Annotated in this window: 12 protein-coding genes; 6 read left to right on the top strand and 6 right to left on the bottom strand. The window is 68.7% G+C overall.

The features are described 5' to 3' along the window. Window positions 1-31 precede the first annotated feature (31 nt). Genes B4L26_RS07775 through B4L26_RS07765 form a run of 3 tightly spaced genes read left to right on the top strand, consistent with a single transcriptional unit; the run spans window position 32 to window position 2,813 of the window. Complete coding sequence (locus B4L26_RS07775) at window positions 32-727, top strand: TlpA family protein disulfide reductase (RefSeq protein ID WP_290717699.1); 696 nt, start codon at window positions 32-34, stop codon at window positions 725-727. Window positions 728-738: 11 nt separating this feature from the next. Continuing rightward, window positions 739-1,620 carry an NUDIX hydrolase gene (locus B4L26_RS07770; protein WP_290717698.1) on the top strand — a complete coding sequence of 294 codons (882 nt, stop codon included), beginning with the start codon at window positions 739-741 and terminating at the stop codon, window positions 1,618-1,620. After that, on the top strand, window positions 1,617-2,813 hold the full coding sequence (locus B4L26_RS07765; RefSeq protein WP_290717696.1) for a MarP family serine protease: 1,197 nt from the start codon (window positions 1,617-1,619) through the stop codon (window positions 2,811-2,813). The genes B4L26_RS07770 and B4L26_RS07765 overlap by 4 nt, the downstream gene beginning before the upstream one ends. Before the next feature lies 1 nt (window position 2,814). Here the strand turns inward: B4L26_RS07765 and B4L26_RS07760 are convergent, their stop codons facing one another. From B4L26_RS07760 to B4L26_RS07745, 4 genes are all read right to left on the bottom strand, one after another. Beyond that, the gene (locus B4L26_RS07760; RefSeq protein ID WP_290717695.1) at window positions 2,815-3,753 is read right to left on the bottom strand and encodes an alpha/beta fold hydrolase; all 939 of its coding nucleotides are present in this window, start codon (window positions 3,751-3,753) and stop codon (window positions 2,815-2,817) included. 13 nt (window positions 3,754-3,766) lie between these two features. Beyond that, window positions 3,767-4,285, bottom strand: a complete 519-nt coding sequence (locus tag B4L26_RS07755; protein WP_290717694.1) for a phage holin family protein — start codon at window positions 4,283-4,285, stop codon at window positions 3,767-3,769. Window positions 4,286-4,349: 64 nt separating this feature from the next. Further along, window positions 4,350-6,290: an acetate--CoA ligase gene (acs, locus tag B4L26_RS07750; protein WP_290717693.1), complete on the bottom strand. Its 1,941-nt coding sequence runs from the start codon at window positions 6,288-6,290 to the stop codon at window positions 4,350-4,352. 87 nt (window positions 6,291-6,377) lie between these two features. Beyond that, entirely contained in the window at window positions 6,378-7,193 is an 816-nt protein-coding gene (locus B4L26_RS07745) for a class I SAM-dependent methyltransferase (RefSeq protein ID WP_290717691.1), read from the bottom strand. A 60-nt stretch (window positions 7,194-7,253) separates the two neighbouring features. Here B4L26_RS07745 and B4L26_RS07740 point away from each other — a divergent pair, with 60 nt between their 5' ends. Continuing rightward, window positions 7,254-8,039: an oxidoreductase gene (locus tag B4L26_RS07740; protein ID WP_290717689.1), complete on the top strand. Its 786-nt coding sequence runs from the start codon at window positions 7,254-7,256 to the stop codon at window positions 8,037-8,039. 372 nt (window positions 8,040-8,411) lie between these two features. Here B4L26_RS07740 and B4L26_RS07735 read toward each other — a convergent pair whose 3' ends face one another. Beyond that, complete coding sequence (locus B4L26_RS07735; protein WP_290717687.1) at window positions 8,412-9,260, bottom strand: HAD family hydrolase; 849 nt, start codon at window positions 9,258-9,260, stop codon at window positions 8,412-8,414. A gap of 434 nt (window positions 9,261-9,694) precedes the next feature. Here B4L26_RS07735 and B4L26_RS07730 point away from each other — a divergent pair, with 434 nt between their 5' ends. Beyond that, window positions 9,695-10,693, top strand: a complete 999-nt coding sequence (locus tag B4L26_RS07730; RefSeq protein ID WP_409563509.1) for an esterase/lipase family protein — start codon at window positions 9,695-9,697, stop codon at window positions 10,691-10,693. 23 nt (window positions 10,694-10,716) lie between these two features. Beyond that, entirely contained in the window at window positions 10,717-11,784 is a 1,068-nt protein-coding gene (locus B4L26_RS07725) for a lipase family protein (protein ID WP_290717683.1), read from the top strand. On the opposite strand, the gene B4L26_RS07720 is transcribed toward B4L26_RS07725, so the two are convergent. Further along, a complete protein-coding gene (locus tag B4L26_RS07720; protein ID WP_290717681.1) occupies window positions 11,781-14,393 on the bottom strand; it encodes a helix-turn-helix transcriptional regulator in 2,613 nt (870 codons plus the stop codon). The genes B4L26_RS07725 and B4L26_RS07720 overlap by 4 nt on opposite strands. Between the last annotated feature and the right edge of the window lie 16 nt (window positions 14,394-14,409).

Below are 14,409 nucleotides of genomic sequence, written 5' to 3'. Positions count from 1 at the left end.
GGTGCGCTGTCACCGGGCTGATCGTGACCGGGTGGACGCGGTGAGCGGATCGGTGCGCGAGGTGTTGCGCTCATCGGTGTTCCGCTGGACCGTCGTGTTCGGCGTCCTCGTCTTTGCGATGGTGCTGGCTATCTGGCCGCGATCAAGCGCTCCTCAGACTGGCGCGCCGACCGCGTCGGGCGCTGCGCCGCGGCCCCTCCCGTCGTCGCGGCCCGACCCTGCCGAACTGGCCGAGGTCCGGACCCGAGCGGCCCTGCGGGGGTGCCCCGACACCGGCGGTGCCGTAGGGCCGAACTCGGTGCTGAACGGAGTGATGGTGACCTGTCTTGCCGACGGACGCCAGATCGACATCGGGGTGGCGACCGCTGGGCGTCCACTTGTCGTCAACATCTGGGCAACCTGGTGCGGGCCGTGTCGCCGCGAACTTCCGGTGCTGGATGCCTTCGCCGCCCGTGCCGGCGACAGCGTCACCGTCCTGGCCGCCCACGACAAACAGGGCGCGGACGCCTACCTTGCACTGGCCCTGTTGGCCGAGGTCGACGTCCATGTTCCGACGGTGCTCGACCAGACCGGCGCGATGGCGCGGGCGCTGGGCGTGCGGCAGGTCTTGCCGTCGACGGTGTTCGTACGGGCCGACGGGACCGTGGCCGGTGCGCCGGTGCGCCTGTATGAGAGCCCCGACGACCTCGCCGCCGACACCCGCAAGTACTTGGGGGTGGCAGTATGAGTGGCCGACCGATGCCGACGGGATTCCCCACCGGTCCGCTTGTCGACGATGGGTTGATCCCGCCGTGGATGCACGCGCTGACCGGCGACGTCACGCAGCTGACCACCATCGTCAACAACCGCGGCGGTGACCGCGCTCGGCTGGCGCGGATGATGGTGAAAGCCCGCAACCGCCGTGCCGCCGCCGTCCTGGTTCTGCTGTCCGGAAGGTTCGACGCTGATCCGGCGCGCCCGGGCGGGCTGCCCGACGACGCGGAGATCCTGTTGCTCGAGCGAGCCACCACGCTGCGCCAGCACAGTGGCCAGGTCGCTTTTCCCGGCGGTGCGCACGACGAGGGGGAGGACTACCCGGTGCGCACCGCACTGCGGGAGGCGCAGGAGGAGACCGGGCTCGACCCTGACGGCGTGCGCGTGCTCGCCAATCTGCCGTCGTTCTCCACGCTGCCCAGCCCGTTCGAGGTCGTCCCGGTCCTGAGCTATTGGGAGCGTCCGAGCCCGGTGTGGGCGGTAGATCAGGGCGAGACGGCGCGCGTCGCCCGCGTCCGCGTCGCCGAACTGCTCGACCCGGCCAACCGCTTCCAGGTGCGCCGCGACTTCCTGGGCGGCCGCGTGTATCAGGGGCCGGCGTTCCTCGTCGACGGGATGCTGGTGTGGGGCTTCACCGGCGGGCTGTTCGACGCGATCAGCAAAGCGTGTCGATGGGACGTGCCGTGGAATACCGACGACGTGCGGCCCCTCGACGAGGCGATCGCGTCGGCTCGCTCTGAGCAGGACCACGGGCTCCCGCTGGACCTGCCGTTCCCCCCGGACGCCGACGACTTCGACGGCGACGGTGACGACCTCGACGGTGACGACCTCGACGGTGACGAGGCCCCCGCGGGGGACAGGCGGTGAATGCCGGCCTGGTGATCGACGTCGGGATCGCGGTCCTGGTGGTCATCGCCGGGATCTCCGGCTATCGGCAGGGAGTGCTCGCCTCGGCGATGTCACTGGTCGGCCTCGTGATCGGGGCCGTCGCGGGCATCCTCGTGGCCCCGCGGCTGATCTCCGGGATCGACTCCGCGCCGACCAGGATGGTTGTCGGGATCGGTGCGCTGGTCGTCCTCGTCGTCGTCGGCGAAGTCGCCGGGATGATCGTCGGTCGGGCGATGCGCGAGCGACTCCGGTCGACACCGGTGCGCACCCTCGACAGTGTGGTGGGCATGGTCCTGCAGGCCGCAGCGGTGGTCATCGCGGCCTGGTTGTTGGCCACCCCGATCCGTGATTCCTCGCTCGCAGCGGCCGCCGGGGCGGTGGAGGACTCGCGGGTGCTCACCGCCGTCGGCGATGCTGCGCCGGGATGGCTGCGCGGCGTGCCCGACGGCTTCCGTGCGCTACTCAACGATTCGGGTCTGCCCGATGCCATCGGACCGTACGGGCGCACGACGATCACCCCCGTCGACCCGCCCAACCAGCGGTTGTCGCAGGTACCCGCAGTCGGGCAGGCGCGGAACTCGGTGGTCAAGATCCGTGGCGAGGCGCCGTCGTGCCAGCGGGCGCTGGAGGGCAGCGGATTTGTGTTCGCGCCCGAGCGGGTGATGACCAACGCGCACGTCGTGGCCGGGACGACGCGGGTCACCGTGCAGGCCGGGTCGGCAGTGCTCGCCGCGCGGGTCGTCCTGTTCGACCCGCAGGTCGACGTCGCCGTCCTCGACGTCCCGGGGTTGGAGCACCGCCCGCTGCGCTTCGCCGACGAGACGCTGGCCACCGGCGCGGACGCCGTGGCCCTCGGGTACCCCGAAGACGGCCCGTTCCGTGCGATCCCGTTGCGCGTGCGCGGCCGGGTCAACCTGTCCTCGCCCGACATCTACGGTGCGAATCCCGCACGGCGTGAGGCGTACATGCTGCGTGGTGACATCCGTCCGGGGAACTCGGGAGGTCCGATGATCACCCCGGAGGGTGAGGTGGCCGGCATGGTGTTCGGGGCCAGCGACAAGGCGAGCGATGAGACGGGCTTCGCGCTCACCGCCGCGCAGCTTCGCTCTCACTCCGCCCAGGGCGGAGAATCCGAGGCGGCGGTGCCGACCGGGGCGTGCGTGTCCGGCTGAGTCAGTCGTCCTTCGCGAGCCAGTCCAGCAGGAGTTTGGTGGTCCGGTCGGGCTGCTCCTCGTGGACGAAGTGTCCCGCACCCGGCACCTGCCAATAGTCGAATCGCGGAGCCCAGTCACGGCTGGCCGCCATCGTCGCGTTGGTGATGTAGGAGTCGTCGCGGCCCCGCAGCGCCAGGACCGGGACGCCCAGCTGGGTGTCCATCAGATCCATGAACCGCATGCCGTCCGGGCGGAACTGGGACCGGTATGCCCATCGCTGGTACTCCAGCATGCAGTGGGCGACGCCGGGGATCTGGATGGCCTCGCGATTGCGTGCGAGCACCTCGTCGAACTCCCATGACTCTTTCCAGCGCGCACCGGCACGGTCGCGGAAGTAGTCCAGGAGGTAGGCGCCGTTGTTCTTCGTCAGTGTTCGCTCGCCGAATCGTGGCAACTGCTTGTAGAGGAATCCGCCGAGGAACGCGTCCCGCTGATCCTTGTTGCGCAGCACCGCCCGACGCAGCGCGATCGGATGCGGAGAGGCGACAACGGCGATGCGCGACACGACGCGCGGGTGCAACGCCGCCGTGCCCCAACACACCAGCCCGCCGTCGGCGTGGCCCACCAGAGTGGCGTTCGAGTGGCCCAGTGAGCGGATGAGTCCGTTGGTATCACCGGCCAGCGTCCAGCCGTCATAGCCGCGCGGTGGCTTGTCGGAGTCCCCGTAGCCGCGCAGGTCGACCGCAACGGCTCGATAACCGGCCTCGGTGAGCGACGTGAGCTGGTGCCGCCAACTCCACCAGAACTCGCCGAACCCGTGCAGCATCAGCACCAGGGGTGCGTCGGCGGGCAGTCGAGGGGAGGCCTCGACGGCATGGAAACGAAGCCCGTTCGAACGGACATCGAAGTGCGTCCAGGGGCCTTCGAACCGGACGACAGACGGGTCGGGTGCGCTCACGCAGTCCTACGAGTCAGTGGGAGCGCACCGGCGGCAACTGCGGGTGCGCCGACGAGGAGCCGGGCTCGAGCTGCGACTGGCCGGGAATGACGGACTTCAGCGACGTCACCGACTCGATGGTCTTGCTCGGCGCGCGCATACGACGGAAGACGACGTATCCGAAGCCGGCGGCCGCGATCGTGATGATCAGCAGCAGTAGGAACACGATGCCGAACGCCGCCCATCCGGGCAGCCAGATCATCAGCAGTGCGCCGAGGAAGATGAAGAAGAACAGGCTCGTGTACAGCAGCATGACACCGGCGGCGGCGAGAAGACCGGTGCCCGCACCGGCCTTCTTGGCCTCCGCGGTGAGCTCGGCCTTGGCGAGCGCGACCTCGCCGCGGAACAGCGTCGAGACCTGTGCGGTGGCGTCTTTGACCAGATTGCCGATGGTCGGTTCGCCGCTGGGGCCCGCGTTGGCATCCGACAGCGGGATAGCCGGCACCGGCTGGGTCGGTCCGGGCACAGGCGAATGCGGCTTCTTACCGGTCACGTCGTCGTCCTCCGTAGATGGGTACCCAGGCTATGTTGCCATGCCCGGCACTGCGGGAGGACGACTACTGCCGCCGACTTCGGATGGCTTCGAAAACGCTCGGGTCGACCAGCGTCGAGGTATCGCCGAGTTCGCGGCCCTCGGCGACGTCCTTGAGGAGGCGCCGCATGATCTTTCCCGACCGAGTCTTCGGCAGCTCGGGCACGACGTTGACTTCGCGCGGCTTGGCAATCGGTGAGATCTCGACCGCCACGTGCTTGCGCAACTCCTCGACGAAATCGTCAGCGGTATCGCCGATCCCCTCGCGCAGGATGACGAACGCGACGATGCCCTGACCGGTGGTCTCGTCGGAGGCGCCGATCACGGCGGCCTCGGCGACATCGGGGTGGCTGACCAGGGCCGACTCGACTTCGGAGGTGGAGATGCGGTGGCCCGACACATTCATCACGTCATCGACGCGGCCGAGCACCCACAGGGCGCCGTCCTCGTCGTAGCGCGCGCCGTCACCGGCGAAGTACCAGCCCTGCTCGGCGAACCGTGACCAATAGGTGTCGCGGTAGCGGTCGTCGTCGCCCCAGATGGTCAGGAGCATCGACGGCCACGGCTGATCGAGGACCAGGTAACCCTGCTCGCCCTGCGGGACATCGTTGGCGTCGTCGTCGACGATGCGGGCGCTGATCCCCGGCAGCGGGCGCATCGCCGAGCCGGGCTTGGTCGCAGTGACGCCGGGCAGCGGCGAGATCATCGCCGATCCGGTCTCGGTCTGCCACCAGGTGTCAACGATGGGGCAGCGGTTGCCGCCGATCGCGTCGCGGTACCACCGCCACGCCTCGGGGTTGATGGGCTCGCCGACGCTGCCGAGCAACCGCAGGGACGACAGATCGTGAGCGTCGGGGATGTCGCGACCCCATTTCATGAAGGTGCGGATCAGGGTCGGCGCCATGTAGTAGATCGTCACCCCGTACTTCTCGATGATCTCGAAGTGGCGGTGCTCGTTGGGGGTGTTCGGGGTGCCCTCGTAGAGGATCTCGGTTGCTCCGTTGGAGAGCGGTGCGTAGGCGATGTAGGTGTGGCCGGTCACCCAGCCGATATCGGCGCCGCACCAGAACACGTCGCGGCCCGGCTTGTGGTCGAAGACGTTGTGGAACGTCGAACTGGCCTGCGTCAGGAAACCGCCGGAGCCGTGCACGATGCCCTTCGGCTTGCCCGTGGTGCCCGACGTGTACAGCAGGAACAGCGGGTGGTTGGAGTCGAACGCCTCCGCCTCGTGCTCGGGCGACGCCTCATCGACGGTGTCGTCCCACCACACGTCGCGGCCCCGGACCCACGGCAGGTCGGGGTCGTGGTTGGTGCGGCGCACCACGAGGACGTGCTCGACCGACGGGGCCGCATCGTCGCCGCTGCCCAGCGCTTCGTCGACGGCGATCTTGAGCGGTGCCGGCTGGCCGCGACGGTATTGGCCGTCGGTGGTGACGACGAGCTTGGCCTCGGCGTCGTCGACGCGCGAGCGCAGTGCCGCGGCGGAGAAGCCGGCGAATACGACCGAGTGGGTCGCGCCCAGGCGTGCGCAGGCGAGCATCGTGATGATCGCCTCGGGGACCATCGGCATGTAGATCGCGACGCGGTCACCGGCGCGGATCCCAAGATTGGTGAAGGCGTTGGCGGCCTTGCACACCTCGTCCTTCAACTGTGCGTAGGTGACGTCGCGGGAGTCGCCCGGTTCGCCTACCCAGTGCAGGGCGACACGGTCGCCGTTGCCGGCCGCGACGTGGCGATCGACGCAGTTGACCGCCACGTTGAGCTTGCCGCCGGGGAACCACTTCGCGAAGGGCGGGTTCGACCAATCGAGGACCTCGGTGAACGGGGTCTCCCAGTCGAGTCGGCGGGCCTGCTCGCCCCAATACTCAAGTCGGTCGGCATCGGCGCGGTCGTAGATGTCGGCGCTGGCGTTGGCCTGCTCGACGAACTCGGGGGGCGGGGGGTACATGGCCGGATTTGCAGACATATTGTGAGGGTAGTCACGACGGTCGCGCTCGCGCAGGGATGCCGGGAAGATCGGACATTCGAGTGCAACGCCCATGCAACGGAGCCGCTAATCGGCGAAGCGGGCCACCGTCACGCACGGCCGGATGTTGCGCATCAGCGGCCAGTTCGCGGAGGAACGCATGAGGGGGTTGCCCCACACTCCGCGACCTTTCGGGAGCATCACGTCGGCGGTGTCGGTGATGCGCGGAACACGCTTGGGGATCGCCGCGGCCTCGTCGACGGTGAGCGCGAACGGCATCGGTGGCGTGCGGTAGGTCTTCGTCAGGTCGAGTCCGGCGAGGGTCTTCTTGGAGAACCAGTGGGGGATCGAGTCGAACACCAGACCGCCGCCTGCAAAGCGCGCCGCCATGTCCGACAACAGCGCCCACACGTCGTCGGGCGGGAAGTACATGAACAAGCCCTCGGCGATGATGAGCACCGGTTGGTCGTCGGGCACGGCGTCGAACCAGCTGCGGTCCAGGGCCGACGTGGGGCACTCGATGATCTGCGGATCGGCGGGCAAGAGTCGGCGGCGGACGTCGATGACCGGCTCGAGGTCGACGCTCACCCAGCGGACGGTCGGGTCGCCGACGCGCCAGAAGCTGGTCTGCAGACCCTCGCCGAGGTTCACCACCGCCGCGCCCGGGTGGCGCGCGAGGTGGTCGCGGGTCGTGGCGTCGGCGAGCAGTGCGCGCAGCGGGTGGGTCTGACTCGGCTTACCGAACTTGTCGTAGTCGTAGTCGATCGTGTCGTAGAGCATGACGGCCAACGGGTCGTCGATGATCCCGTCGGGGCGCTTGGCCTCGACGGCGCGGTTGCGCAACGTCCAGAGGGTTGTCGCGGATACGCCTTGCAAGGTGTTGCCGTCGATGCGGTCCGTCATCCTACTAAGGTAACCCTAATTTCGGTGGGTCGGTAGGTGTCCGACGTACTCTTGGTGGCGATGACCACCGCTGCAGGGCCCGGACGCCCCGAATTCCCGCACCCTCTTGCACCGCTGGTCGCGCTGCCCGGGGTGGCGGCGGCAGCGGAACGGGCGCGCGATGCGCTCGCGGCGGTGCACCGCCATCCGGCGAATCTGCGTGGATGGCCGTCGACGGCGATGGAGGCATCGTGGCGAGGGGGTCGGAGTTCGGCCGCGATCGACGGCGGCAGTGTGGAACTGCGCCGTGACGGTGACTACGACGATCCGCTGCTCGCCGGTGCGATGCGCGTCGCGCAGGCGCTCGACGGGGATTCGCTGGAACAACTCGTCGGTGTCTACCGGCGGGCGCCCGCTCAGGCGCTGGCCCGGCTGCACATGCTCGCCGCTGCCGACTTGGTCGCTGATGCCGATGATCTCGGGCGTCCCCGGCCGGACCCCGATGTGAGTGCACGGCTGAACTTGCTCGCCCAGATCATCACCGCGCCGGCCGGAGTTCCGGCCCCGGTCGTCGTCGCCGTCGTGCACGGCGAGCTGCTGGCGCTGGCGCCGTTCGCCGAGGCGAACGGGATCGTGGCGCGCGGTGCCTCCCGGTTGGCGTGCGTAGCCACGGGTTTGGATCCGCACAACCTCGGCGTACCGGAAGTGGCGTGGCTCAAGCGGTCGCCCGAATACCACCGGTTGGCGCAGGAATTCGGTGCCGGGACGCCGGACGGGTTGGGTGCGTGGATCGTGCTGTGCTGCGAGGCGCTCGAGGCTGGGGCGGCCGAAGCGGCGTCCATTGCCGAAGCGGCCCGGCCCAGGTAGGACCCCCTAGACAGCGCTGCGGGCGGCGACCCAATGGTCGCCGCCCGCATAGCACGGACCCAAGTTACCAAGCGTGCAAGGTGGGTTGTGTTCTCACCTCGGCGAATGGGGTTGTCGATCCGAGACCGGCAATTCGCAGGTGCACAACGCTTTTGCCTCTATAGCGGCGCGCTCCGCGTGGGTGCTTGCCGCCCGTGCTGGGAATTCCGGTTGGGAGTTCGATCCTTCTCTTCCGGGTCGGACTTGGCCTTCCGGGCTTCCGTAGGATCAGTTCTACACCCGTGACCTACGTCACAGCAAGGGTTTCCCGGCTACAGATTCTCGCGCCGAAAACTGTGCACGTCCCCACTGGGAAGTGTGGGTTGCAGGGTCTTAGATATGCGCGCCGGGAGCCAGCCGCTTGCGCAGCCAGCCGTAGTAGAAGAGCGCGCCGACGGCGGCCACGCCGGCACCCGCCGCGGCCGACACGGCCACCGTGCGGGCCGACGGTGTGAGGCGGTCGGCGAGGCCGACGGGCCGGTCGAACGAGAGGATCGGCCAGCCGGCTGTCGTGGCCTCGCGGCGCAGTGCACGGTCAGGATTGACTGCAGTCGGATGTCCGACGGCGGCGAGCATCGGCAAATCGGTGATCGAGTCGGAGTAGGCGTAGCACTCGTTCAGGTCGTAGCCCTTGGTCTGTGCGAGTTCCCGGATGGCATCGGCCTTGGCCTCGCCGTAGCAGTAGAACTCGAGCTCGCCGCAGTACTTGCCGTCGACGACGGCCATGCGGCTGGCGCGCACTGCGTCGACGCCCAGCATGGCGCCGATCGGCTCGACCATCTCCAACCCCGACGCGGAGATGAGGACGACGTCGTGCCCGCGCGCCTGGTGGTTCGCGATGAGCTCGGTGGCCTCGGCGAAGACCAGCGGCTCGACGATGTCGTGCAGCGTCTCGTCGACGATGGAGCTGATCTGGTCGACCGGCCAACCCTGGCACATGTCGGTGACGTGGGCCCGCAGGCGTTCGACCTGATCCTCGTCGGCGCCGGTCAGTGTGAACAGGAGCTGGGCGTAGGCAGACTTGATCACCGAGCGGCGGTTGATGAGGCCGCCCGAATAGAACGGCTTGGTGAAGGCGAGCGCACTGGAGCGGGCGATCACCGTCTTGTCCAAGTCGAAGAAGGCGGCGATGCTGTTGCGGGTATTGGCCCTGCTGGTGGCGGGCGCGCCGACGGATGACACGCCCTTGAGGGTACGACCACGCCGACGTTCCGGGGCCGGGCACGAGAAAATGGCCAGGTCAGGCAAAACAGGTACTTGCCAATGCAAGTTGCTATTGCACATTCACAGGGAACGCGCGTAGAGTGAGTTTTACCCGGTTGAAGAAACCGGGTGATTTCAGCCCGACCCCCCGGGGCTGAAACGCGATGACCCCGGCCTTCTCCCCCCATTGGCCGGGGTCGTCCTCTTTCTCCGGCAGGTGTTGGACTGTGGTCCACTTGTCGTTCCATGAGCGCTCTTCGCGGTGATGTCTCTCCCCCTCACGATTACTTAGACGCATCCGGTGTCCGTTCGGTTCCATCGACTTGCATGTTGATCTGTGCGCTTCTCGCCTGACGGTCGTGGTGCCGGCGGTAGATTCTCGACAACACGACGGCACGGGGGAGGCGGCAGTGATGGCTGGACATGGTCGGGGGCGTCGATTCGGTCGACGATCCACGGGTACACGGCGGAGTGTGCGCGCCGTGCTTCTCGCCATCGCAGGTGGGCTCACCATCGCACTCGCAGCCGCGCCGCTGGCCGGGGCAGCGCCGCGCTACCCCGAGGATTTCAACTTCTTCTCCGGCATCCCGTACGAGCTGAGCAACCCCGGCGGCTCTCTGCCGGGGACCAACAACCCGCGGTGCAAGCCGTCCGCGGCCCACCCGCGCCCCGTCGTGCTCGTGCACGGCACCGGGGGCGGGCAACAGACGAACTGGGGGGCCTATGGGGGATTCCTCGCCAACGAGGGCTACTGCGTCTACGCGCTGACGTATGGCGCGCTGCCGCTGCCGTGGCCACTCACCGCACTGGGCGGGATGGGGGCGCAGGAGCAGTCGGCGCAGCAGCTGAAGGTGTTCATTGACGGCGTCCTCGCGGCGACCGGCGCGAAAACCGTTGACCTGGTTGGGCATTCGCAGGGAACGCTGATGCCGTCGTACTACCTCAAGCATCTCGGCGGGGCGACGAAGGTGACGAACTACGTGTCACTGGCGCCTTTGTGGCGGGGTTCGGGCGGGGCGTTGATGGAGCCGGTGTCGCGGTTCATCGGCCGGCTCGGCGCCCAGGACAAGTGGGTGCCGGTCTGCGCGGCCTGCGGCCAGATGATGCCCGGATCGGCGTTCCTGGACAAGGTGTGGAGCGGTGGGTCGCCCTACGTGAAGGGCATCAACTACACCAACATCTCGACACGATACGACGAGTTCGTCATCCCCTACATCAGCGGGCAATTGCCAGCTCAGCGCCCCGGCGAGAACGTGCGCAACATCGTGGTCCAGGACACGTGCGCGAGCGACTACAGCGATCACCTGGCGATCGCCGGGTCGCGCCGGGCCGCCTACATGGTCCTCAACGCGTTGGATCCGCAACGACACATCGCGGTGCCGTGCATGTTCGTGCCACCGCTCTTCGGCTGAGTGTCTGGATGACTCGCAGATCCGTGGAATCCGTCACTGTCGCGGCGCAGGGCTCCGGACGGCTCGTCGCCCATGCCCCTGCCCGCGCGCTGGTAGTCCCCGGGGTCGGACTCTCGGCACGGGCGTTCAGCATCCGCTACACGACGACGACGGCCCTCGGCGAGCTCATCGAGACCACCGGGACCGTGCTGGTGCCCACGCGGTGTCCGGCGCGACTCCTCGTCGGACATGCGGTCGGCAACCAGGGCCTCGCTCCGCGTGCGGCCGCCGTGTCGACGTTGCTGCGGTACGGCGTCGAGTACGAGGCCCTGGCTTTCGAGAACGCGTTGCGGCACGGCTTCGCGCTGGCGATTCCGAACTACCCGGGGTTGGGTGATGATTCGGGCACGGTGCATCCGTCGGTCATCGGGCGCTCGCTGGGGCCCGCGGTGCTCGATTGCATCACTGCTGCGCGACAGCTTCCCGATGCCGGGCTCGACGAACTGCCCGTCGTCGTCGAAGGCTATTCCGAGGGTGGCTGCGCAGCGGCATGGGCGCTCGAGTTGCAACCGGCGTACGCGCCGGACCTGCCGGTCATCGCCGGGGCCGCCGGCGGGGTTCCCGCGGACCTGATGGCGGTCTACGAGGCGAACAAGCGCGGCATCGCGTCGTTCATGCTGCTGTACGTCTTGATCGGCCTCGATAGCGCGTACCCCGACGTCGACATGGAGCGCTTCCTCACCCGGCGGGGTACTCGGCTTGTCCGGCTGTTCCGGCGCACCACCATCGTCACCGGCCTGGCGCTGGGCCTGGTCACGACGGCGTGGATGAACATCGGCTCGATCACCGAGCCGTTGCCGTTCGACGATTCCGCGGTCCGCGCACGCATCGACGAGAACCGGTTGGGTACGCACGCTCCCGCCGTTCCGACACTTCTCGCCGTCGCGACGCGCGACCAGGTGATCCCGGTGCCGCAGACCGTCGCCCTCGCTGAACAGTGGCGTGCCGCGGGCGGGGAGGTCGACCTGCGCGTCTACAAGTCCGCCGAGCACCTCGTCGGTGGCATCCGGTTCTACCGCGACGCGATGAGGCACTTCGAGGCCGTCGTCTAACGGTTGGGCGCGTAGCGACCGAGTTCGGTCCGGTCGGCGCAGTCGGTCTTCGTCATCGCGCGGTAGACGTGTCCTTCGACGGTCCTCGTCGACAGCCCCAGTTCATCGGCGATCTGTCGATTCGTCAGTCCCCGGCCGATGAGACCGACGATCTCCCATTCGCGTCGGGTCAGGTCGGTGGGCGCGGTCATCGCGCGCAATGCGGGGGTGGTGAAACCGTGGGCTGCGGCGATGCTCCGCGCCGCCTCACCGGCTTGTTGTGCGCGGCTGCGCTTGTCCGCGCCGGCGTAGACGACGGCGGCCTGGGCCGCGGCATCGGCGGCCGCAATCTGGTCGCCCAACGCGGCCCACTGACGCGACGACTCCCACAATGCGTCGGCGTCGTGCTCGGCCAGTGCTTTCGCGTGCCGGGCGGCGTGGGCGGCGCGCGGCCCCTGCACCGTCGCGGCAAGCTCGGCCAGCCGGATGTGCGTCGAGTCGTCGCCCCATTGGGTCGCCACCTGCAGGGCGACGACTTCGTTGCCGGCCTCCCCGCGCTCGCGGGCCAGCGCGATGGCCTCCGCGGCGTACTCGAGTGCACGGGTGAGTTGTCCCCGCGCCGTGCAGACCCATCCGCGCGACAGCAGGATCTCGGTGTCGACGTAGGACATTGACGGGTGCGGGTGCTCATCGATCCAGGTGTGTTGTCCGGCTGCCTTGTCCGGGTCACCGGCCAGTGCGTACAGCGTTCCCAGGCGGTTCCGGCAGGCGTACTCCCAGCCGGCGGTTGCGCGGGGGTCCTCGGCGAGCCGAGTGACCACGCCGCGGATGCAGTCGGCGGCCTCGGTGATGTCGCCGCGGAAATAGGCCGCGTAGCCGCGCATGTAGGTCGTCAGCGTGCGGGCGAAGCCGGGCAGGTCGCTGGCCTCGGTGCTGTACGTCGCCGCGATCTCGTCGGCGACAGCGAGGTCTCCGGCGATCGCGGCGGCCTGCAACTCCAGAGTCAGCAAGCTGTAGCGGATCGCGCCGGGGGCACTGATTGCCGCGTCTGTGTGCGCCCGTTCCCGGTAACCGTCGATCTCGGTGTAGCGCCCGGTCGCACCCAGGCTGATGGTCCGTCCCATCGCCGCGAAGATGTGGGGCACGCCGATGAGCGAGGTATCCATGAGAACTTCGGCGGTGAAGCGCAGCGCATCGTCGGGGCGGGCGCGGTACGCGGCTAGTGCTCCGCGCAGCGCGGTCAGGATCGTCGGCTCCTCGCCCGGAGCGACACCGGCCACCGCTTCGGCGAGGATCGCCTCGGCCTCCAGCGGCCGCTGTAGCACCCAGTGGCGGTTGCCCGCGCGCATGAACGTCAGCAGTGCGCGCTGGTCGTCGGCCAGGTCCGGCTTGGCCAATAGCACCGCCAGTGCTTCTTCGGCCTCAGGTCCCTGGTTGCCGTTCGTCAAGGTGTAGGCGTACAGCATTTCGGCGGGGAGGCCGCCGCCCGCATCGATGGCCGCCTTCGACAGCGACAGCGTCAGTGCGATGTCGCACCATGCTGTCGCCGCTGCGGCGCCGGCCAGGAAGAGCCCCGGATCCTGCTGTCCCGACTCGGCGGCCGTGACGGCTCGCAGGATCGTGTCGCGGGGATTGCCGGTCGGGTGGGCGCCCATTGCGTCGGCCACTGCGCCTTGAAGGCGGGCGCGGCGTAGCCGGCCAATCCGGTGCAGGCGGACCTCGGCGTAGAGCGGGTGGACCAGGCGGACGGTGGCCGGCTCACCGTCGACGACTAGTAGCCCGGCTTTCTCCGCCTTGTCGATGAGTTGCGGATCGATACCCCCAATGGCGGTGAGGGTGCTGGTGTCCAGCGCGCCGGCGATCGCTAGGACGTCGACGAGCTCGGCGATCGGATCGGCCAGGTCGCCCAGCTGTTTGTCGATGAGCTCGGTGAGCGTCTCGGTCACCGACGGACCGCCCTGCCACAACCATTCGCCACCGTCGTCGGCCGCGAGCCGTCCCGACGCGAGGTCGGCGTTGACGATCTCGCGAATGTAGAGCAGGTTGCCCGCCGTCAGCTTCCACAGGTCTTCGGCGGTCTGGCGGTGCAGCCGGCCGCCGAGGACCTGCTCCAGCAGATTCCGTGTCGCGGTGAAGGTCAGTGGCAGCAGTGCCAGGTGGGCGAGGGTTTCGTCGCGCCACAGTTCGACGATGGGCTCGGGTGCGTTCTCGAGGGTGCGGATCGCGACGACGACGAAGGCCGACCGTCGGGAGGCGAGCCGGTTGACGACGGTGGCCGACGCGTCGTCGAGCCATTGCGCGTCATCGACGATGACGATCGGCAGTGCCGTACCGGGGGCCGGGTCGCCGACGATGGCGTCCAGGACCGCTTCAAGGAGGGCGGCGGGTTCGGCCGGGGCCGCGCCGACCCAGGCCGACGTGGCGCCGAACGGAATCTCGCTCAGGGCGGAGAAACCGGTGATCCGGACGATCCTGCGGCTCGATTCGGCGGCGGCGAACTCGTCGAGCAATCGCGACTTCCCGACACCGGCGTCGCCGGTCACGAGGATCCCCGCTGACTGCGAGCGCAGTGCGTTGATCAGCGTGTTCAGTTCGTTGTCGCGCCCGGTCAGTCCCCACCGATTCCCCATGCGGAGAAGGATAGTC

The sequence above is a fragment of the Gordonia sp. UBA7599 genome, from assembly GCA_002477755.1.
Classification (GTDB): domain Bacteria; phylum Actinomycetota; class Actinomycetes; order Mycobacteriales; family Mycobacteriaceae; genus Gordonia.
This window is presented reverse-complemented; position numbering and strand designations above follow the sequence as displayed.